This is a genomic window from Kribbella sp. NBC_01510 (genome assembly GCF_045040325.1).
In the GTDB taxonomy this organism is placed as follows: Bacteria; Actinomycetota; Actinomycetes; order Propionibacteriales; family Kribbellaceae; genus Kribbella.
The window spans coordinates 7,483,250-7,503,511 of sequence record NZ_CP109418.1 but is presented as its reverse complement, the minus strand read 5'-3'; the positions used below and the strand labels follow the sequence as shown (position 1 = coordinate 7,503,511).

23 protein-coding genes are annotated in these 20,262 nt (G+C 68.7%); 14 read left to right on the top strand and 9 right to left on the bottom strand.

Annotated elements, in window-relative coordinates:
- Positions 1–10 precede the first annotated feature (10 nt).
- The 3 genes from OG558_RS36875 to OG558_RS36865 all read right to left on the bottom strand — a co-directional run bounded on the left by OG558_RS36875 (position 11) and on the right by OG558_RS36865 (position 2,515).
- A complete protein-coding gene (locus OG558_RS36875; protein ID WP_405067139.1) occupies positions 11–1,381 on the bottom strand; it encodes a CHASE3 domain-containing protein in 1,371 nt (456 codons plus the stop codon).
- Positions 1,382–1,406: 25 nt separating this feature from the next.
- Entirely contained in the window at positions 1,407–1,778 is a 372-nt protein-coding gene (locus tag OG558_RS36870) for a response regulator (RefSeq protein WP_405067138.1), read from the bottom strand.
- A gap of 83 nt (positions 1,779–1,861) precedes the next feature.
- On the bottom strand, positions 1,862–2,515 hold the full coding sequence (locus OG558_RS36865; RefSeq protein ID WP_405067136.1) for a response regulator: 654 nt from the start codon (positions 2,513–2,515) through the stop codon (positions 1,862–1,864).
- Between the two features lie 102 nt (positions 2,516–2,617).
- Between OG558_RS36865 and OG558_RS36860 the strand changes: the two genes are divergently transcribed.
- From OG558_RS36860 to dhaK, 4 genes are read left to right on the top strand one after another with little or no spacing between them, the layout of a single operon-like run.
- Positions 2,618–3,475, top strand: coding sequence for a class II fructose-bisphosphate aldolase (locus OG558_RS36860; protein ID WP_328520315.1), 858 nt, complete (start codon positions 2,618–2,620; stop codon positions 3,473–3,475).
- Positions 3,472–4,275 (top strand): HAD-IA family hydrolase, encoded by an 804-nt coding sequence (locus tag OG558_RS36855; RefSeq protein ID WP_405067135.1) that lies wholly within the window; start codon positions 3,472–3,474, stop codon positions 4,273–4,275. The genes OG558_RS36860 and OG558_RS36855 overlap by 4 nt, the downstream gene beginning before the upstream one ends.
- Positions 4,272–4,916 carry a dihydroxyacetone kinase subunit DhaL gene (gene dhaL, locus OG558_RS36850; protein WP_405067134.1) on the top strand — a complete coding sequence of 215 codons (645 nt, stop codon included), beginning with the start codon at positions 4,272–4,274 and terminating at the stop codon, positions 4,914–4,916. The genes OG558_RS36855 and dhaL overlap by 4 nt, the downstream gene beginning before the upstream one ends.
- Positions 4,913–5,908 carry a dihydroxyacetone kinase subunit DhaK gene (dhaK, locus tag OG558_RS36845; RefSeq protein WP_405067133.1) on the top strand — a complete coding sequence of 332 codons (996 nt, stop codon included), beginning with the start codon at positions 4,913–4,915 and terminating at the stop codon, positions 5,906–5,908. Before dhaL ends, dhaK begins: the two co-directional genes overlap by 4 nt.
- A gap of 4 nt (positions 5,909–5,912) precedes the next feature.
- Here the strand turns inward: dhaK and OG558_RS36840 are convergent, their stop codons facing one another.
- Positions 5,913–7,160 carry a GAF domain-containing protein gene (locus tag OG558_RS36840; RefSeq protein WP_405067132.1) on the bottom strand — a complete coding sequence of 416 codons (1,248 nt, stop codon included), beginning with the start codon at positions 7,158–7,160 and terminating at the stop codon, positions 5,913–5,915.
- Positions 7,161–7,245: 85 nt separating this feature from the next.
- Here OG558_RS36840 and OG558_RS36835 point away from each other — a divergent pair, with 85 nt between their 5' ends.
- Positions 7,246–8,226, top strand: coding sequence for a methyltransferase (locus OG558_RS36835; protein ID WP_405067131.1), 981 nt, complete (start codon positions 7,246–7,248; stop codon positions 8,224–8,226).
- Here OG558_RS36835 and OG558_RS36830 read toward each other — a convergent pair whose 3' ends face one another.
- The 3 genes from OG558_RS36830 to OG558_RS36820 are packed head-to-tail and all read right to left on the bottom strand — an operon-like array spanning position 8,227 to position 11,646.
- Complete coding sequence (locus OG558_RS36830) at positions 8,227–9,006, bottom strand: ABC transporter permease (protein WP_405067130.1); 780 nt, start codon at positions 9,004–9,006, stop codon at positions 8,227–8,229. It abuts the gene before it with no gap.
- A complete protein-coding gene (locus tag OG558_RS36825; protein WP_405067129.1) occupies positions 9,003–9,899 on the bottom strand; it encodes an ATP-binding cassette domain-containing protein in 897 nt (298 codons plus the stop codon). Before OG558_RS36825 ends, OG558_RS36830 begins: the two co-directional genes overlap by 4 nt.
- Before the next feature lie 19 nt (positions 9,900–9,918).
- Positions 9,919–11,646, bottom strand: a complete 1,728-nt coding sequence (locus tag OG558_RS36820; RefSeq protein WP_405067128.1) for a cytochrome c biogenesis protein CcdA — start codon at positions 11,644–11,646, stop codon at positions 9,919–9,921.
- 120 nt (positions 11,647–11,766) lie between these two features.
- Here OG558_RS36820 and OG558_RS36815 point away from each other — a divergent pair, with 120 nt between their 5' ends.
- The 4 genes from OG558_RS36815 to OG558_RS36800 all read left to right on the top strand — a co-directional run bounded on the left by OG558_RS36815 (position 11,767) and on the right by OG558_RS36800 (position 14,459).
- Positions 11,767–12,231 (top strand): MarR family transcriptional regulator, encoded by a 465-nt coding sequence (locus OG558_RS36815; RefSeq protein ID WP_328520324.1) that lies wholly within the window; start codon positions 11,767–11,769, stop codon positions 12,229–12,231.
- Positions 12,232–12,300: 69 nt separating this feature from the next.
- The gene (locus OG558_RS36810) at positions 12,301–12,564 is read left to right on the top strand and encodes a hypothetical protein (RefSeq protein WP_329476504.1); all 264 of its coding nucleotides are present in this window, start codon (positions 12,301–12,303) and stop codon (positions 12,562–12,564) included.
- Positions 12,565–12,621: 57 nt separating this feature from the next.
- The gene (locus OG558_RS36805) at positions 12,622–13,659 is read left to right on the top strand and encodes a Dyp-type peroxidase (protein WP_405067127.1); all 1,038 of its coding nucleotides are present in this window, start codon (positions 12,622–12,624) and stop codon (positions 13,657–13,659) included.
- The gene (locus OG558_RS36800) at positions 13,656–14,459 is read left to right on the top strand and encodes a family 1 encapsulin nanocompartment shell protein (protein ID WP_405067126.1); all 804 of its coding nucleotides are present in this window, start codon (positions 13,656–13,658) and stop codon (positions 14,457–14,459) included. The genes OG558_RS36805 and OG558_RS36800 overlap by 4 nt, the downstream gene beginning before the upstream one ends.
- 12 nt (positions 14,460–14,471) lie before the next feature.
- On the opposite strand, the gene OG558_RS36795 is transcribed toward OG558_RS36800, so the two are convergent.
- Both OG558_RS36795 and OG558_RS36790 read right to left on the bottom strand, forming a co-directional pair.
- Positions 14,472–14,924: a hypothetical protein gene (locus OG558_RS36795; RefSeq protein WP_405067125.1), complete on the bottom strand. Its 453-nt coding sequence runs from the start codon at positions 14,922–14,924 to the stop codon at positions 14,472–14,474.
- Between the two features lie 22 nt (positions 14,925–14,946).
- Entirely contained in the window at positions 14,947–15,780 is an 834-nt protein-coding gene (locus OG558_RS36790; RefSeq protein ID WP_405067124.1) for a nuclear transport factor 2 family protein, read from the bottom strand.
- Between the two features lie 170 nt (positions 15,781–15,950).
- Here OG558_RS36790 and OG558_RS36785 point away from each other — a divergent pair, with 170 nt between their 5' ends.
- The 5 genes from OG558_RS36785 (at position 15,951) to OG558_RS36765 (ending at position 20,187) form a co-directional block, all read left to right on the top strand.
- Complete coding sequence (locus tag OG558_RS36785) at positions 15,951–16,883, top strand: GTP-binding protein LepA (RefSeq protein WP_405067123.1); 933 nt, start codon at positions 15,951–15,953, stop codon at positions 16,881–16,883.
- Positions 16,880–17,473 (top strand): helix-turn-helix domain-containing protein, encoded by a 594-nt coding sequence (locus tag OG558_RS36780; RefSeq protein ID WP_328520331.1) that lies wholly within the window; start codon positions 16,880–16,882, stop codon positions 17,471–17,473. Before OG558_RS36785 ends, OG558_RS36780 begins: the two co-directional genes overlap by 4 nt.
- Before the next feature lie 99 nt (positions 17,474–17,572).
- Positions 17,573–19,246, top strand: coding sequence for an alpha-amylase family protein (locus OG558_RS36775; protein ID WP_405067122.1), 1,674 nt, complete (start codon positions 17,573–17,575; stop codon positions 19,244–19,246).
- Positions 19,247–19,401: 155 nt separating this feature from the next.
- A complete protein-coding gene (locus OG558_RS36770; protein WP_405067121.1) occupies positions 19,402–19,935 on the top strand; it encodes a hypothetical protein in 534 nt (177 codons plus the stop codon).
- Positions 19,936–19,995: 60 nt separating this feature from the next.
- On the top strand, positions 19,996–20,187 hold the full coding sequence (locus OG558_RS36765; protein ID WP_405067120.1) for a hypothetical protein: 192 nt from the start codon (positions 19,996–19,998) through the stop codon (positions 20,185–20,187).
- Positions 20,188–20,262: the final 75 nt, after the last annotated feature.

Below are 20,262 nucleotides of genomic sequence, written 5' to 3'. Positions count from 1 at the left end.
GCGATCGCCCTCACAACTCGTCGTGCGGCTCGATCGGAAGGTTGACCAGCACGGTGGTTCCCGCGCCGACCGGGCTGGTCACCGAGATCGTGCCGGCGAGCGCCTCGACCCGATCCGCGAGCCCGGTCAGGCCGGACCCGCGATCGGGTGCCGCGCCGCCACAGCCGTCGTCGCGGACCGACAGCCGCAGGCGATTGTCGCTGACCCGGGCGTCGATCCACACCGCCGACGCGCCCGCGTGCTTGGCCGTGTTGGCCAGCGCTTCGGACACGACGTAGTACGCGCAGACCTCGACCGGCGCGGCCAGCCGGCCCGGCACGTCGATGGTCACCTCCGACGGGACCGGAGAACGTCGCGCGAGCGACTTCAGGGCCGGGCCGAGACCGCCCTCGGTCAGGATCGCGGGGTGGATCCCTCGGGACAGCTCACGGAGTTCCTCGAGCGCGATGGTCAGTTCGTCCGCGGCGTTGCGGAGTTGGGGACGCACCTCCGGTGGCGCCGCCGCCTCGCCCGCCCTGAGCTGCAGTGCCAGCGACACCAGCCGCTGCTGGGTGCCGTCGTGCAGATCGCGTTCGATCCGCTGCCGGGCCCGGTCCGCGGCCGCGACAAGCCGGACCCGCGAACCAGCCAGCTCCCGCCGTCCCTGCTCGACCGCAGTAGCCATACTGTTGAAGCTCCGCTGCAGTACGCCGATCTCGCCCACGCCGTCGTCGGGCACACGGGCGCCCAGATCGCCGGCTGCGAGTTGCCCGGCCATGGTGGCGGTACGGCGCACGGGGCGAAGGATTCTCGAGTTCAGGTACCAGGTGAACAGCCCCACCAGCACGACCGAACCCGTCAGCCCCGCGGCGGCGGCGACGATCGCGCGATGGGCCACGGCGTCGGCCGTGTCCTGCCGAGCCGTGGCGAGTTGCTCCTCGGCCGCGATGAGCTGATCGAACTGGATCCGCATCGCGTCGGTCCGCTGCTTACCCTCCTGAGTTGCCGCCAGCGCGTCGACAGAGCTCCGGTTCCGTTGGGCGGCGGCGACCAGCGGCTCGGAGTATTCCTTCAGATAGGAGGTCCCGGCCTCGGTGAGACGCACAGCCCGGGCGTGCTGCTCGGCATTGCCCGCGACGAGGCTCTCCAAGCCGGCCGCCTGCTGCGGGAACGCCGCCCGGGCCGCGATCCACGGCTGCAGGAACTGATCTGACCCGGTCAGCAGGAACCCGCGCTGGCCGGTCTCCAGGTCGACGACCAGCCGCTCCAGCCGGTTCGCGGCCACCAGGACGTCCTCGGAATCCTGGGCCCGATGCTCCATGTCCTGCAACTCCGCGACGGAGGAGAACAGAACGGCGAACGTGGCGCCGATGATCACCGCGAGCAGGCCGCTCGCGATCATCGTGCGCAGGGTCAAACCAGGTTTTTCACGGTTCACCGACACCATCGAGGGTCCCTCGGATGGCGGCACCGGACAAGGCGGTCTTCGGCAGGAACCCGATCGCCGGGCTGGCGGCGATCAGATCGGCGTAGTCCTCTTCGGAATGCATGGAGATCAGGATGATCGGAGCGGGAGCTCCGTCGGCCTGGTCCGCCAGGCGCTTGGCCAGCTTCAGCCCGCTCTCGCCGCCGAGGTCGATGTCGACCAGCGTCACGTCGGGTCGCAGCTCGGCGGCCAGGCTCAGGGCCAGCGCTCCGGTCGACGCCGTGGCGACCACCGAGATGCCGTCGGGTTCCAATAGCGTCCGCGCGACCGCGAGGAAGCGGTCGCTGTCGTCGACGATCAGGCAGCGAAGCATGTGCCCAGACTCTCAAAGTGACCGGCCGATCGCATTCCCGCTAGCTGGTGACTTGCGCGATAGGGGCCGACAGCAAGGAACTGCTACCGGCCGTCGAGGTAGGTGAGGACCGCGAGGACGCGCCGATGGTCGTCCTCCGCCTCCGGGAGCTCGAGCTTGGTGAGGATGCTGCGGACGTGCTTCTCCACCGTCCCCTCGGTGACCCAGAGCTGCCGGCTGATCCCGGCGTTCGAGCGGCCCTCGGCGACAAGCGCCAGGACCTCCCGCTCGCGCTCGGTGAGCGCGGCCAGGGGGTCGTGCCGGTGGCGGGCGTCCACCAGTTCCTTCACCAGCCCCGGGTCGACCACCGAGCCGCCCCTGGCGACTCGCCGCAGGGTCTCGATGAACTCGTCCACGTCCGTGACCCGGCTCTTGAGCAGGTAGCCGACTCCGTGCCCGCTGGCGAGGATCTGCATCGCGTGCTCCACCTCGACATGGGCAGACGGCAGCAGGACCGCGGTCTCCGGGCGCTCCCGGCGGATCGCCTGCGCCGCTTCCAGCCCTTCGATCGAGTGGCCCGGTGGCATCCGGATGTCGATGACGACGAGATCCGGGAGATCCCGCCGGACCAGCGCGAGCAGCCCGGCGGCGTTGCCGGCCTGGCCGACGACCTCGAAGCCCGACTGCTCGAGCAGGCTCGCCAGCCCTTCGCGGAGCAGTACGTCGTCATCCGCGATCGCCACCCGCGTCTCAGCCACCTCACCGAGCGTAGCTCGCGCGGACGGCGGTGCAGCATTCTTGCAGCGTTCGGCGAGGCAGGCTGACTCCAAGCGGTGTTCGGGCCGCGGAGAGGGGAGATCATGCCTGTCGCACGGCTGAAGGAACTGGTCGACGAGGCACTGGCCAAGGGGTATGCGGTCCCGGCGATCAATGTGGTGGACGAGCTCAGCCTGCGCGCGGTCGTCGACGCCGCGGTCGAGCTGCGGTCACCGCTGATCGTCCAGACCTCCGTGAAGACCGTGAAGTCGGTCGGCCGCGACGTACTCAAGGCGATGTTCGACGCGACCGTCGCACCGGTTCCGGTGCCGGTCAGTCTGCATCTCGACCACTGTCCCGACCGCGCGGTCATCAGTTCCTGCCTCGAGGCGGGCTGGAACTCGGTCCTCTTCGACGCCTCGGCCCTCCCGGTCGAGGAGAACCAGCGCCAGACCGTCGAGGTCGTCGCCGAGGCCAAGGGGTACGGGGCGAACGTCGAGGGCGAGATCGAGGGCATCACCGGGGTCGAGGACGGCGTGGGTTCCGACGCGGAGTCGCAGCGTCAGTCCCTGGAGGTCGCCACCCGGTTCATCGAGACGACCGGGGTCGACGTCTTCGCGCCGGCGATCGGCAACGCCCACGGCATCTACCACTCCACACCCGACCTCGACAACCAGCGCATCACCGACCTGGTGACCGCGACCGGCATCCCGATGGCGCTGCACGGCGGTTCGGGACTGACCCGTGAGCAGTTCCAGGACCTGATCGGGCGGGGTTGCGCGAAGGTCAACATCTCCACCGCGCTCAAGGTCGCCTACATGAAGTCGTCGCTCGAGCATCTCGAACAGGCGCGCGCCACGGACAAGTGGGATCCGCCGTCGTTGTTCAACCACATCCACGCGGCCGTCAAAGCCATGGCCGCCGAGTACATCGAGATCTTCGGTAGCGGCGGTCACGCATGACGGCACTCATCTTCGACTGCGACGGCGTGCTGGGTGACACCGAGCGGGACGGGCACCTGCCGGCGTTCAACGCGACCTTCGCGCAGTTCGGCCTCCCGGTGCGCTGGTCCGTCGAAGACTACGGCCGCCTGCTCCGCATCGGTGGTGGCAAGGAACGCCTGGCCACCGTGCTGGACGATCCGGAGGTCTGGCGGGCGGCCGGGTCCCCGGCAACGGCAGCGGAACGTGCCGAGGTCGTGGCGACCTGGCACAAGGCCAAGACGAAGACCTTCACCGAGCTGGTCGCCGCGGGCGTCATCCCCCCGCGTCCCGGCGTACGACGGGTCATCACCGACGCACTGCGAGAGGGATGGACGGTGGCGGTGGCGTCGACGTCGGCGGAGCCGTCGGTCCGGGCCGTTCTGGCCGGGGCGGTCGGCGACGAGGTCGCGGCCACGATCCCGGTGTTCGCGGGCGACGTCGTACCGCGTAAGAAGCCCGACCCGGCCGTCTACCAGCTGACCGTCGAGCAGCTCGCGCTGGATCCCGCCGGGACAGTCGTCATCGAGGACTCGCGCAACGGCCTGCTCGCCGCCCTCGGCGCGGGGCTGGCGACGGTGGTGACCGTCAGCGGCTACACCCGGGACGAGGACTTCACCGAAGCTGCGCTGGTCCTGACCAGCCTGGGCGATCCGGACGGCGAGCGGCTCGAGGTACTCGCGGACCCCTGGGGAGTCCGGCCGGTCGACGCACTCGGCCTCTCCGAGCTCTCCCGGCTGGCCGGCCGGCCACCGCACGACACCCAAGGAGGTCAGACATGACGGACAGCTGGGGCGAGGTCGACCTCGTCATGACCACGATCATCACCACCTGCCTCGACAGCGAGAAGTACTTCGGCGACCTGGACTCGGTGGTCGGCGACGGCGACTTCGGTTACTCACTGGCCCGTGGCTTCGAGAAGGTGCAGGCGCAGTACGGCGAACTCGACCGGACCGATATCGGCACGTTCCTGAAGAAGGTCGGGATGCTGGTGACGTCGCGGATCGGTGGCACCTCGGGACCGATCTGGGGGACCGCGTTCCTGCGCGCGGGGATGACGGCCGGCGCGACCACCTCCCTGGACGGGGCGGACGTGGTGGCGATGTTGCGTGCCGCCGTGGCAGGCATCATGACGCGCGGCGGTGCCGAACTGGGGGACAAGACCCTGCTCGACGCACTGGTCCCGATGACGGATTCCATCGAGGAGTCGCTCGCGGCCGGGGCCAGTAGTGACGAGATCGTCGACCGGGCCGCGGTCGTGACCCGGTCAGCCGCCGACGCGACCGCGGAGCTGGTCGCGAAGCGTGGCCGAGCCGCCTACACAGGCGAGCGGAGCCGTGGATCGGTCGACGCCGGGGCCACCGCCGTCGCCGTGATCATCGAGCAGATCGCAGAGGTCTGGAAGACAAGGGAGTCCCGATGAAGAAGTTCGTCAACGATCCGAAGAACTACGTGCCGGAGATGCTGCGCGGTATCGCGCTGGCCAACCCGGACACGCTGAAGTACGTGCCGGAGTACAACCTGATCATGCGGACCGACGCACCCCGCGACGACAAGGTCTCGATCGTGCAGGGCTCGGGGTCCGGACACGAACCCGCCCACGTGATGACGGTCGGCAAGGGCATGCTCGACGCCGCGTGTCCTGGTGACGTCTTCGCGGCGCCGCCGATGGACTACGTGTACGAGACCACCAAGCTGCTCGCGTCCGAGAAGGGCGTGCTCCTGCTGGTCAACAACTACACCGGTGACCGGATGGCGTTCGACATGTCGCAGGAGCTGAGTCAGGCCGACGGGCTGAACGTCCGCACCTTGATCATCGACGACGACGTCGCGGTCAAGGACTCGACGTACACCGTCGGGCGGCGTGGCGTGGCCGGCAACTTCTTCGTGATGAAGGCGGTCGGGGCTGCGTCCGAGCAGGGTGCGGACCTCGACGAGCTCCTCCGGATCGGGGCGAAGGTCAACTCGGTCACCCGGACGATGGGCATGGCGCTCACCGCCTGTACGCCGCCGGCGAAGGGCTCCCCGCTCTTCGAGCTCGGCGCCGACGAGATGGAGATGGGCGTCGGCATCCACGGCGAGCCGGGCCGCAGCCGCGAGAAGCTCGCGTCGGCCGACGAGATCGTCGACACGTTGCTCGAGGCGGTCCGGTCCGACCTGCCCTACGAGTCCGGCGACGACGTCGCATTGATGATCAACGGGCTGGGCGGTACGCCGATCAGCGAGCTCTACCTGCTCTACGGTCACGCGCACCAGGTGCTCACCGATCGGGGGATCAACGTACGGCGCAACTATGTCGGGGAGTACTGCACGTCGCTCGACATGGCGGGTGCCTCGGTCACCCTGGTGAAGCTCGACGACGAGATCAACCGCCTGCTCGATGCTCCGGCGGAGATCGCGATCCGGGTCTTCTGAGCGGTCAGCCTTCGGTCCCGGCGGAGTCCAGTCCGTAGTCCGCGCGAAGCCGGCGTACCTCGGACTGGGCCGCGGACCACAGCGGTGAGGTGGGCGACATCAGCGACAGTTGGCGTTCCCACGCGCCCAGGTCGTTGACACCGGCGTACGAGCGGGTCCACGCCGCGACCAGGTCCACGTCGTACGTCTGCAGGACGGCGGCCCGGATCCGGTTCTCGAGCCGGTTCCGGGAGGCCACCACACCGGGTGCGTCGGACTGCGGCAGCAAGGGGCCGACGTAGCGACGCAGGGCCGACGACAACCGGTGGGAGTCGAGGTCATCGGCGGTCTCGAGCCAGTCCGCGGCGATGTCCGGGTGCAGACGGTACGGACGCGACTCGACGATGTCGGCGCCGAGCAGAGCGCGCAGGCGGGTGACCTCGCCGCGGAGTGAGGAACGGTGGTCGTCCTCGCCGTACAGGGCGTCCGACAACTCCTCGGCGCTCAGGCCCTCCGGGTGTGAGGCCAGGAGTACGACGATGTCGCTGTGCCGGCGGCTCAGCCGGAGGTCGCGGCCGTCGACCCGCACCTCGGCGTCCGGCCGGCCGAGGGCGGCGATCCGCATCCGGCGGGTCGAGTCGCCGGCGACTTTGCGAAGGATCATCAACCGGCCCAGCTCGGCCTCGGCCATCCGGGCCGCAGCCCGCACCATCGCCAGTGACTGCGGCGAGCTGGCGTCGGCGGTGCCGGTGATGTCGACGACGCCGAGCACGCGCTGGGTCTCCGGGTCGTAGATCGGGGCCGCGGCGCACGACCACGGCTGCACGAGGGTGGTGAAGTGCTCGGCGGACCGGATCTGCACCGCGCCGGAGACCTCCAGGGACGTGCCGAGTGCGTTGGTGCCGACGTGCCGCTCGGCCCACCACGCGCCCTCGGTGAAGTGGATGCCGTCCGCCGCGCGAATCGCTTCGGGTCGTCCACACACCCACAGCAACCGGCCGTCACTGTCGCCGACAGCCATCACGTAGTCACTGTCCTCGGCGGCTCGACCGAGGACGTCGTACAGCATCGGGAAGACCGCGGACAGTGGGTGCTCGGCCCGGTACGCCGCGAGTTCGTCGGACTCGAAGGCGAACGGCGCCGCGGCGTCGGACTGCAGCCCGGCCGCGATCGACCGCCCCCACGAGGCCGCGACCAGGCCCCGCACGTTCCGGCCCCCACCGTCGAGGAACTCCTCGTGTCGGCGGTGCAGCCACCGGTCGACGGAATCCACCTCTCCAGGGAACTGCCGAACCTGCCGAAAGTCCAGCACGGGCCGCGGTCTGTCCCCGGCGGCCGGTCCCGTGGATGATCGGGCCATGGGCAACCCGGGTGGTCTGCAGGCGATGGTGACGGGCTTCCGCCTCTCGGCGGCGCTCAGTGTTGCGGCCGAACTCGGGCTGTCCGACGAGTTGGCGGCCGGACCGCGCACGGTCGGCGACCTCGCGGCCGCGGTCGAGGTGGATGAGGACAGCCTGGGCCGGTTGCTGAGGGCATTGGTCGCGGTCGGGGTGTACGCCGAGAAGGAAGGCCTGGTCGAGAACACGCCCTTGGGTGAAGGCCTGCGGTCCGATCGGCCGGACAGCCTGCGCCCGTTGGCCCGGACCCTTCAGGATCCCGCGCTGTGGGCAGCCTGGGGACATCTCGGTCACAGCATCCGGACCGGCGAGAACGCGTTCCAGGATCTGCACGGTGAGGACGTCTGGACGCATCGGCAGGGCGACCCGAAGCAGAACGCCATCTTCAACGACAACATGGCCGCGCTCAGTTGGTCCGTCGCCGGTGCGGTCGCGGAGGCGTACGACTTCTCCGGGCTGCACAGTGTTGTCGACGTCGGCGGAGGTCAGGGCGCCCTGCTGGAGGCCGTGCTGACTCGGCACGAACACCTCACAGGAACCGTCTTCGACCTTCCGCATGTCGTCGCGAAGAAACCGAAGTCGAGCGCTGTGGAGTCCAGGTGGTCCGCGGTGGCGGGGAGCTTCTTCACCTCACTGCCTGCTGCCGATGCGTACCTGCTCAAGTCGATCCTGCACGACTGGCCGGACGGCCGCTGCGTCGAGATCCTCCGCACCTGCGCCGCCGCGCTCAACCCGGACGGCGTCGTACTGGTCGTCGAACTGGTTCTCGACCGTCCCGGCTACGAGGTTGTTGCGGCGTTCTCCGACCTGAACATGCTCGTGCTGCCAGGCGGGCGGGAACGCACCGAAGCCGAGTACGCCGCGCTGTTCGAGGCCGCCGGCCTGCACCTGACCCGGGTCATCGACACTCCCACCCGGATGGCCATCCTCGAGGCCAGGTGATCACCCTGTCCGCGGTGCCCAGCGGAAGGTCGTCGTACCGATGATTGTGGCTGCGACGCCCCAGAGGGCGACGACGCCGAGGTCGGCGAATGCGAATCCGGCGCCGGTGGTCGCCGGGTCGAAGACCGTCAGGAACGCGTCGTAGAGCCGTTGCACGGGGAAGAGCTGGGCGACCTCGCGGACGCCGGACGGGATGAGCTCCTGGGGGATGAAGATCCCGGAGATGAAGTAGAGCGGGAGGGTGATGGCGTTCGTGATCGGCACGGCCGCGTCTTGGGACGGGATCGCTGTGGACACGGCGAATGCCAGGGCGGAGAAGGTGAACGTACCGACGACGAGCGTGACCAGCCCGGCCGCGATCGTGGTGGTCGGTACGGCGACGCCGTACACGACGCGCCCGATCGTCACCAGGATGACGACGAGCAGGAACGCGGCGATCGCCGCCGTGATGATGCGGCCGGCCATGAAGGTCCAGGTCGGGAGCGGGGTAGTGCGGAGCCGCTTCAGCAGACCGCGTTCGCGGGAGGGGGTGAGCGACACCGTGAGGTTGGTGAAGGTCGTCTGGATCACCCCGAGGGTCACGATCCCCGGCAGGTAGTAGGTCGCGCCCCGGACCAGTTGCCCGTCGGCGAGCTCCATTCGCTGGTTGCCGAACACGGTGACGAAGATGATCAGGAACATGATCGGCAGCACGAAGGCGAAGAAGACAGTGCTCGGGCTGCGCCAGAACGTCTTCCAGTCGTAGCGGGCCTGGTGCCGCACGAGATTCGCCGTACTCACGGTTGCGCCTGGGGTGCAGTGGTGAGGTCGAGGTAGACATCCTCGAGGCTGGGGCGCCGTACCTCGAAGTCGGCGAGGTCTACACCGTTCTGCACTGCCCAGGTGGTGAGCGTGTGAACCAGCGGCAGCGGCTCGTGCGAGCGAAGCTCGACCCGGCCGTCGGAGACCTCGACGCGCTCGGGCAGGGCCGGGAGTTCGACGCCGTGCGGATGCCTGAAGGTGATCCGCGTCGCGTGGCCGGCGACCAGGGAATCGGGCGGTCCCTCGGTCCTGATCCGGCCGTCCACGAGGATCGCGACGCGGTCCGCGAGCGCCTGCGCCTCATCGAGGTAGTGAGTGGTCAGCAGCACGGTCTTACCCGCGTCCCGCAGCGCCGCGATGATCTGCCAAGCCCCTCGCCGGGCCGCCGGATCGAAACCCGTTGTGGGCTCGTCGAGGAACAGCAGTTCGGGATCGCCGACCAACGCGATGCCCATGTCGAGCCTGCGCTGCTGACCGCCGGACAGCCGGCCGGCGCGAGTGTCGCGCTGCGCCTCGAGACCGACGAGCCGGACCACGTCCTCGACCGGGAGGGGCCGTGGGTAGTAACCCGCGAACTGCGCGAGTGACTCGCGCACGGTCAGCGTCGGTTCGACCTGCCAGGTCTGCAGCATCACGCCGATGCGAGCACGCCACCCGCCGTCCGCGTGAGCGGGGTCGGCGCCGAGCACCTGGACCTTGCCGGCCGTCGGGTCCCGGTAGCCCTCGAGGATCTCGACCGTCGTCGTCTTGCCGGCGCCGTTCGGGCCCAGGAAGGCGAAGACCTCGCCCGCCCGGACCTCCAGGTCGATGCCGCGCACCGCCTCGTGCTGCCCGTAGGACTTCCGGAGTCCCTCGGCCGTGATCACCGTCATGGACCGAGTCTGGAGTGGCTCAGCCGAAACTGAAAGTGAAGGCGGAGATGCCGGGGGAGTAGGTCAGGGTGATCGTCCGGCGTTGCGGTGCCGGGTCGTCGATCAACTGGTAGGTGTACGGCGTACCGGAGACCTTGATCGTCTTGTCCGGCTCGCCGGGGACCGAGACGGTGACAGTGCCTTCGCCGGCCAGGACGTGGTAGACCTTCGCCGCCTGGAAGTTGAGGCGTGCGCGGGATCCCTGGGTGGAGGTGACGCTCTGGGTGCCGACGGCCCAGTTGCCGCCGAGGCTGTAGGTGTCGTCGGGCTGGGCGGCGTTGAGGCCGAAGGCAACCGTCTTGTTCGGCGTCAGCTCGCCGCTGCCGTTCAGGTTCGTCGACCGGGAATAGGCCAGGTAGGTCTCCGGCGTGGTGCCGTCGGCGCCGATCGAGTCGGCGTGGACGGTGCCGTCCACCGGGGCGGGCAGCCTCACCTCGGGGTTCGCGGCCGTCAGCAGCTCGCGGATCTGGTCCTCGGTCCGGCCGTAGCCGCCCTCGCCGAACTTGATCGACCGAACGTTGCCCTCGGCATCGACCAGGTATTTCGCCGGCCAGTACTGATTGCGGTACGCCGTCCAGGTGGCCAGGTTGTTGTCCTGGACCACGGGATAGGTGACCTGCTCCTTGCCGATCGCCGACCGCACGTTCGCCGCCGACTTCTCGAACGCGAACTCGGGCGAGTGGACGCCGACGATCTGCAGGCCCAGGGATCGGTAGGCCTTGTCCCAGGCGAGCAGATGCGGGGTGGCGCGCTGGCAGTTGATGCACGAGTAGGCCCAGAAGTCGACCAGGACGACCTTGCCCTTGAGTCCGGCGAGGGTCGCCGGCCGACCGCCGGGGGTGTTGAACCATTTCTGCGTGCCACGGAACTCCGGTGCGGCGCCGCAGGAGGCGAGCTGGGCCGCGCCGGGGGTGCACTTGGCGAGTTCTTCACTGCCGGTGCCGATCGCCGGGGCCAGGGCGCCCTGGACGGTCTTGTTCTCGGCGACCTTCTTCTCCAGGCCGCTGGTGTAGCTGGGAAGCGCCCGCTGGATCACGTCGGTGATGTTGAACGCCAGCGCGACCGCCAGTGCGATCATCACCACGCCACCGGCGATCCGGAACCCGCGAGCGTGGTCGCGGTAGGCCTTCACCCGCTGCGAGATCCGCGCACCGGCGGATGCGAAGATCAGCAACGGCAGCGCCGCACCGATCGCGAACGAGACTGTCAGTACGACGGTCCGCCACCCGACGTTGCCCGTGGCACCGGCCACCGTGATGGCGGCCAGCACCGGGCCCGCGCACGGTACGTACAGCGTGCCGAGACCAAGCCCCAGGACGAACGCACTGTTGCCGTTCCGGTTCACCTTCGGGAGGCGGTAGAACGGCTTCTCGATCCAGTGCCCCAGCGCCGGGAAGATCAGGCCGAGGCCGACCACGGTGAGGACCATGAGCCCGGCCCAGCGCAGGAAGTCGTCCGGAAGACCGAGCGCGGACAGGATCACCGACCCGGCCAGCGTGAACAGGCTGAAGCTGACCACGATCCCGCCGATGATCTTGAGCGGCCGCAGATCGCGCGTCGTCTTCTCGGTCTCGACCAGCACACTGCCCGCCGCGACGGGCCGTCCGGTCGTTCCCGCGAAGAAGATGATCGGCAGCATCGGCAGCACACACGGCGAGACGCCGGTGATCAACCCACCGAGAAGTCCGATCAGGGCGAGGGTGATCATCGCGAACGTCTCCATCCGTCGGGTGCCAGGGACACCAGCACTTCGACGCCGCCGTACCGCGTGGATAGGTCGGTTACTGTACTAATGGTTCGTTGTGTACGACGTCTCGTGGAGGTCCCGTTGAGTGACATCGCCGATCCGCTGGAGCTGGAGAACCAGGTCTGCTTCGCGCTCGCGGTCGCCTCGCGGAGCGTGATCGCGGTCTACCGGCCGTTGTTGGAGCCGATGGGGCTGACCCATCCGCAGTACCTGGTGATGCTGGCGCTGTGGCAGCACGCGCCGCTGTCGGTCAAGGAACTCAGCCGGCTGCTCCAGCTCGAGCCGGCCACCTTGTCGCCGCTGCTGAAGCGCCTCGAGGCCAGCGGGTACGTCGAGCGTCCACGGGCGCGAACCGACGAGCGCTCGCTGGCGATCACGCTCACACCGGCGGGCTGGCGGCTGCGCAACGAGGCCGAGAAGATCCCCGCGGCGATCGTGGGCCGGCTGGGGATGGAGGTGTCCGAGCTGCAGCACCTGCACCAGGTGCTGACCCGGGTGATCGGCGCCGCGAATGAGGCCAACGTCTCATACCGTGCGAATAGTTAGGGCACTAATCGTTCGTGTACGATGGAGGACGTGAGCGCAGGAATCCGGTCTAGGCGCCGGCCAAAGCCTATGAACATCGAGACCGTCCAGCGATGGGTCGCGTCGGTCATCCTCATCCACGTGGGCAGCGTGCCCGCCGTCACGCTCGCCGTCTACAGCATCGGCGTCGCCGGCACCGACTACGGCAAGGGCGTCGGGTTGTGGATCATGTCCGGCGTCATCGGCCTCCTCACGGTCGCCGGCGTGCTGGCCATCTTCCGCCGTTCCGTGCTGTCGCTGTGGCTCATCGTCGGCATCCTCCCCACCGCGATCACCGGCTTCTACGTCCTGTGACGGCCTGGCGCTAGGCTGGCGGTCGACGGAGCCGGGCCACGAGTGGCAGGGGGGTGCATGGCGCAGGAGGTTCAGGCGCAGGAGGTCCTCGGGCCGCCGCCGAAGGCCGCGATCTTTCTGGTCCTCACCGTGCGTCCGGGCGCCGAGAAGGCCGTCCGCGCGGTCCTTGCCGACGTGGCCGCGCTGACGCGCTCCGTGGGCTTCAAGGCGCCGGACGACGAGCTGAGCTGCGTGGTCGGCATCGGCGCGTCCGTGTGGGGCCGGCTCTACCGGTTGCCGCGGCCGGCTGGTCTGCATCCGTTCCGGGCGGTGACCGGCGCGCGGCACACCGCGCCCGCGACGCCCGGTGATCTGCTGTTCCACCTGCGTGCCCAGCGCATCGATCTGTGTTTCGAGCTGGCCCGCCGGCTGCTGTCCCGGCTCGCCGGCGACGTCGAGGTCGTCGACGAGGTCCACGGATTCCGGTACCTCGGCCAGCGCGATGTGCTCGGCTTCGTCGACGGCACCGAGAACCCGGAGGGCCCGGCCGCGGTCGCCGCGATCACGATCGGTGGCGAGGACCCGTCGTACGCCGGAGGGAGTTATGTGGTCGTGCAGAAGTACCTGCACGACCTCGACGCCTGGCAGGCGCTACCCGTCGCCGACCAGGAGCGCGTGATCGGCCGGCGCAATCTCAGCGACATCGAGCTGGACGACACCGAGCAGCCGTCCGACTCGCATGTCGCGCTGACCACGATCGTCGACGAGGACGGAACCGAGCGGCAGATCGTGCGCGAGAACATGGTCTTCGGCGAGCTGGGCGCGGGGGAGTTCGGCACCTACTTCATCGGGTACGCCGCCCTGCCGGACGTGATCGAGCGGATGTTGCGCAACATGTTCGTCGGCGACCCGCCCGGAAACCATGACCGCATCCTCGACTTCTCGACCGCGCTCACCGGCACCCTGTTCTTCGTGCCGGCCGCGGACTTCCTCGAGAATCCGCCCCTGTCAGCAGCACCGGCCGCGGCACCCGCCGCGGCCACGACTCGTCCCGGCCGTCCGTCGACTGCGGACGGCTCGCTGGGGATCGGCAGCCTGAAAAGGAGTCGCACATGACGAACAACCTGCACCGCGAGCTCGCCCCGGTCTCCGACGCCGCGTGGGTCGAGATCGAGCAGGAGGCCCGGCGTACCTTCACCCGTGACGTCGCGGGCCGCCGCGTGGTCGACCTGGTCGGCCCGTCCGGCCCGGAACTGTCCGCGGTCGGCACAGGGCACGTCGAGGCCGTCGAGTTCGCGGCCGAAGGCGTGATCGCGCGACGCCGCCAGGCCCAGCCGGTGATCGAGCTGCGGGTGCCGTTCTCCGTCACCCGGCAGGCCGTCGACGACGTCGAGCGCGGCGCGAAGGACTCCGACTGGCAGCCGGTCAAGGACGCGGCCAAGCAGATCGCGTTCGCCGAGGACAGCCTGGTCTTCCACGGCTCCGGCCCGGCCGGGATCCTCGGACTCGCGCCGAGCAGCTCGAACGACTCCCTGCCGCTGCCCGGCGACGCCCGGAACCTTCCCGACACCGTCGCCCAGGGGCTGCGGGCGCTCCGGCTCGCCGGCGTCGACGGACCGTACAGCCTGCTGCTCTCCGCCGACCTGTACACCGCCGTCGCGGAGACCACCGACCACGGTTACCCGATCCGCGACCACCTCGCCCGGCTGCTGCACGACGGCGAGATCATCTGGGCACCCGCTCTGGACGGCGCGCTGCTGGTGTCGACGCGGGGTGGCGACTACGAGCTGCACCTCGGCCAGGACCTGTCGATCGGCTACCTGTCGCACGACGCCGAGCGGGTCGAGCTCTACCTGCAGGAGTCGCTGACGTTCCTGGCCCTGACGGCAGAGTCCAGCGTCGTACTGACGTCCTGAGGATCGGCCGGATCAGGCGAGGAAGTCGATCCGGTGTTCGTGGCCGGCGAAGGTGAACCTGTCGCCGAGTCGCAGACCTTCGAGTGCGGCGTAGATCGGCGAGTCGGCGGAGAGGCCTTCGTAGGTGACGCCGTCGCAGTCGAAGGCTGCGGCTACGACACCGACGACGTAGCGGGCGCCGTCGAAGCCGACGAGCGCCCCGGGTGCGACCGCGTCCTTGACGCCGAAGTCGAGGTTCTCGATGCGGGTCAGGTTTGCTTTCTGCCGGTCATGGAAGTCGTCGAGCAGGCCGCCCAGGTCACCTGCCTCGTCGGACTGGGACAGCGCGTCGACCGAGTCCGTGACGTCCTGGTCCAGCTGGGCCGCGGAGTCGTGTTCCGCGACGTCCGCGCGGGACGTCCGCAGCTCGGCTTCGGCCTGGGCGATCAGCACGTCCTTGACCTGCTGTTTGGCAACCTTGTCCATCGCCAGCTCACTCCTTCGAAACTTACGGTCGAGTGGGCGGGTCGGCGTCGTCGTACATGCGGGCGGCGGACAGTCTGCCGCCGGGGCCCCGCGTGAAGACCGCGACACCGGCTTGGGGGGACAGTTTTGTTGCGCCCCACTGAACGATGTTGTACTCCAGTACGCAGGTGTCTTCGCCTTCGATCAGCGCACAGCGCTCCAAGGGGATGCCGCCGCTGTTGGAGCACCACTGCTCGTAGAAGGCTCGCAGTTGCTCGTGGCCTCGGTGGACGAACGATCCGCCGGCGGGCTCACGGGCGAAGCCGTCGGGTTCGAAGGCGCTGACGATCCCTTCCACGTCGCCGGCCGCGAGTGCGCTGAGATAGGCGGTCACGTAGTCGGGCGGACGCAGCGCGGGGACGGGCTGCAGCAGCGGTGGGCGGTTGATGTGACGTCCGGTCAGCTGCCAGCCGCTGTAGTAGATCCGGAGTTCCTGGATCCGCCCGCGCCTACGGCGATCCGCGACGATCGCGACGGGCAGATCGACCGGACCGCTCTCGCCGTGCAGGTGCAGGATCACCTCCTCGAAGCCGCGGGCCGGGAGGATGACGTGGTCGACGTTCTCGACGGAGACGTTGTGCTCCGCGAGCCAGCCCTTCATCTCGATGACGAAGGCCTCGAACTCCGGAATGCCCCTGATCCTGCCCCGGACCGGGTCGTGCACGACCGGCTCGTCGGCGAACGAGTCGATCAGCGCATCGAGCTCGCCGGACGTCAACCCGTAGAAGAACGGCACAGCCAGCAGCTCGGCCCTGCGCCGCTTGTCCAACAGGCGCTCCAGGGCCGGCGCACTGAACAACTCTGGCGCCCACGGCATCCCGCAAGTCTAGTCACCTTCCCCCGCTTGGGAAGGTGACACCGAGGGTGACCGGTCGCCGCGTTGTCGGCGAGGTCACAGGCGTTGACTGACTGATCAGTCAGTTCCCTTGTTACGATCAGGTAGGGGGATCGATCGGGCATCCCTTTCGATGGAGCGAGGTGCCGGGGATGGCGCTCACGGATACGACCACTTCCCGCCGGAGGGGACGCCGGCGGGACGATTCGAGGCTTGCCGAGCATGTCGATCGGCTGGGGGCGGAACACCCGCCGATCCCGCTCGACAGCGTCGACTACACCATGCACAGGCCCGGCCTGCTCGCCGAGCGATTCGGCACGGTGCTGAACTTCATGGCGCGGGTCGAGCTCGAGGTCGAGCGGAACGTGATCGAGCTCAACCTGCTGATGCCGGATCCGCCGGAGGTCGATCGGCACTTCTATGCCGACGTGTGGCTCCCGCAGGAGACCCATCACGGTCTGATCCTCGATCGTCTTCAGGTGCTCGCGGGTCTCGACGCGACGCAGCCCAACCTGACCGACGTGTCGTTCAAACTCAAGCTGCTCGGAGCCCTCGGCCGGGTGCATGGCGTTCAGGACGTGAGCCGGATGCTCTACTACCTGACCGGACTCACCACCGAACGGTCCGCGGTCCTTGCCTACAACAAGCTTCACGCGGGCCTGGTGGAGTTGGGCGAACGGGCTGTCGCCGCCACCGTGGTCGCGCCGATCCGCCGGCAGGAACCGGGGCATTTCGCGTACTACCAGATGGCTGCCCGCGACCTCTGGGCGCAGCTGTCGTCCTGGCAGCGGTGGCTGGTTCGCACGTTGCGACGGCAGTCGTTCGAGCCGGTCGGCGTGTACAACAAGCGGCAACGCGCCGAGTTCGGTCAGCTGATGCGCGCGCTGGGCATCAGCACCGGTGGCGATGCGGATCTACGGCACTACGCCCGCCAGGTCGGACGGGTCGAGCACGAACTGCTGTGGGCCAACCGCCAGGGTCTGCGCGTGCCGGACTACGTCTTCAAGGAACTCCGGCGCGCCGCCAGGGCAGCCGCCAACCTGAAGGGGGGACACCGGAATTCCGCCGGACGGAGTGAACCGTGACCGCGCAGGCCGCGGCGCGGAGTACCAAGCGTCAGGCCATCATCGAGACCGCCGAGCGCCTGTTCGCCGAGCACGGGTACGACGCCACGTCGACAGCGCGGATCGCTCACGAGGCCGGCGTACCGTCCGGGCTGGTGTTCTACCACTTCGCGACGAAACTGGATCTGTTGCTCGCCATCGTGCACGAACGGCCGACGCCCAGTGAGGTACTGCGGTCCGCGACGCGCGGCCATTCGGTGCGCGGGCGGCTGCGTGCCGTCGTCGCCGTGATGGCGGAGGAACTGGAGCACAACCGCGCGGCCCGGATCATCGTCTTCCGCGAAGCTCAGGCTCGTCCCGAGATCGCCGAGCGGGCTGCGGAGCTGTTCGCCGAAGCGACCGCCACCGTCGCCGACGTACTCGGCGGCGCCGACGACATCGTCGCCGACCCGGCCCGGGTGCGGACTGCCGCCGAACTCGTCGTCAGCCGAGTGTTCCTCGACATCGTCGCGCTCGGCGAGGCCGACTCCGCGGTGAAGCGGCACGCGGCGATGATCGACCTGGTCGCCGAGTCACTCACCACGCCGCGGCCGGTGCGCGGCCCGGCCTGAGCTGACAGGTCACCCCCACCGCCGCGCATACGTTACGTGCCTACGGATTGACGTTGCGTCAACAGCCGGACGACGCATGCCGGTGGGCACGGGGAAGGCATGCGCTTGACGGAGACTGCTGACATCTGGTGGAAGAACGCGGTGATCTACTGCCTCGACGTCGAGGCGTTCTTCGACACCGACGGTGACGGACGCGGCGACCTGCGGGGAGTGAGCCAGCGGATCGACCACTTGGCCGAGCTCGGGGTGACCTGCCTGTGGCTGATGCCGTTCTATCCGACGCCGGACCGCGACGACGGGTACGACATCACCGACTTCTACGGGGTCGATCCGCGCTTGGGTACGCACGGTGACGTGGTGGAGCTGATCACGCTCGCCCGGGACCGTGGCATCCGAGTGATCGTCGACCTGGTCGTCAACCACACCTCCGACCAGCACCCATGGTTCCAGAGTGCGCGGGCGTCGCGGGAGTCGCCGTACCGGGGCTGGTACGTCTGGCGGGACGAACCGCCGGCGGATGCGGACAAGGGCATCGTCTTCCCGGACAAGGAGACCAGCCTGTGGCAGTACGACGAGGAGGCGAAGCAGTACTACCTGCATCGGTTCTACAAGCATCAGCCGGATCTCGACATCGCCAACGCGGAGGTGCGCGAGGAGATCCAGCGGGTGATCGGCTTCTGGCTCGAGCTCGGGCTGTCCGGCTTCCGGGTGGACGCCGTACCGTTCCTGCTCGACACGGCCGGAGCGCTGGACGCGGCCGAGTTGCCGGACCCGCACGACTACCTTCGCGACCTGCGTGCGTTCGTCGACCGTCGGTACGGGCAGGCGATCCTGCTCGGGGAGGTCAACCTGCCGTACGAGGACGTACGGCGGTTCTACGGGGACGAGGACGGCGACGAGCTGACGATGTGCTTCGACTTCATCGGGATGCAACGGCTCTTCCTCTCGCTGGCGCGGCATGATCCGGCCGAGCTGGTGAAGGCGTTGCGAGCGCGTCCCGTGCTGCCGGAGGACGCGCAGTGGGGCACGTTCGTGCGGAACCACGACGAGCTCACACTGGACAAGCTGTCCGATGCGGAGCGCCAGGAGGTCTTCGACGCGTTCGGCCCGGACAAGGACATGCAGCTCTACGGTCGCGGACTGCGCCGGCGGCTGCCGCCGATGCTGGGCAACGACCAGGCCCAGCTCAAGATGGTCTACAGCCTGCTGTTCTCGCTGCCCGGGACGCCGGTGCTGTTCTACGGCGAGGAGATCGGCATGGGGGAGAACCTCGCTGTGGAAGGCCGGTACGCCGTACGGACGCCGATGCAGTGGACGACCGACCCGAACGGCGGCTTCTCGATGGCCGATCCGGACGAGCTGGCCACGCCGGTCGTCGAGGGCGAGTACGGGCCCGAGCACGTCAATGTCGCGGCGCAGCGGCGCGATCCAGATTCGCTGCTGAACTGGATGAAGCTGCTCATCGAGCGCTACCGCGAGTGCCCCGAGTTGTCCTGGGGAGAGTGCACGATCCTCGAGACCGAGGCGCCGTCGGTGTTCGCGCATCGCTCCGACCACGAGGACGGCACGATCGTTGCCGTCCACAACTTCGCGGCCGAGCCTGCCGAGATCACCCTGGCGGTGGCAGGTGCCGGCGCCGGTCTCCGTGCGGTCGATCTGCTCTGCGAGGGTACGACGGACGTCGGCAACGACGGCCTGCTGTCGCTCGAGCTCGCGCCCTACGGTTGCCGGTGGCTCCGCGTCGTACGCCCCGGTGATCGCTACATCATCTGAACGGCTGCAAACGATCTCTTCGGCGAACGGTCTACCTGCTAGCAGGAATCCTTCCTGGGGGTGAACCGTAGTCCTTTCTTGCTGCTTGAACCTGGCTGCCTGAACGCCTCGTGTGCGGGGTGTCAGTCGGTCAACACAGCAAGGAGAAACCTGAGATGAAACGCCTCGCCTTCCTCGTCGGCACGGCCGTGATCGGGCTGTCCACTCTCACTGCCTGCGGCGGCAGTTCCAACGCCTCGTCGAGCGCCCCCCAAAGCACTCCCAGCTCATCGGCGCCGGCCACGTCCGGAGCGGCCAAGGTGTCCACGGCCACCGTGGGGAACTTCGGCAAGGTGGTTGTCGACGGCGCCGGGCGCACGCTGTACGTGTACGACGTGGACACCGCCAACCCCTCGAAGTCGAACTGCAACGGCGCGTGCGCGACGGCCTGGCCACCGCTGCTGGCCGGCACCGGTACGCCGCAGGTGAGCGGGGTGTCCGCCTCGCTGGTGGGTACGGTGACTCGCTCGGACGGAACCAAACAGATCACTCTCGCCGGCTGGCCGCTCTACTACTACGCCAACGACGCCAAGGCCGGGGACGCGACCGGTCAGGCCGTCGGCGGAACCTGGTGGGTTGTCGGTGCCAACGGCCAGAAGATCACCACCCAGGCGTCGTCGAGCACCCCTTCCGGGAACTCCGGCTACTGATCCACTCGACGGGGATGCTGAACTCATCCATTCGTAGTCAGTGATGCAAGGGAGCGGCACATGAAGAAACCCCTGTGGGTTGTCGTCGGTGGGGTGGTGGCAGCCCTGGGGCTGCTGTTCACCCTGCAGGGCACGGACGTCATCGGCGGCAGCGCGATGAGTGGCACCACCTTCTGGGCGATCGCCGGTCCGGTCATCCTCGTGATCGGTCTGGTCGTGGTCGTGATGGGAGTCAGGGGGAGGCGCGGCTGACAGGTTGGAGCTGCGGGCCCTCGAAATCTTGACAGAGTTAAGTAAAGGCTCCAATATCCTATCGGATCCGTGTTC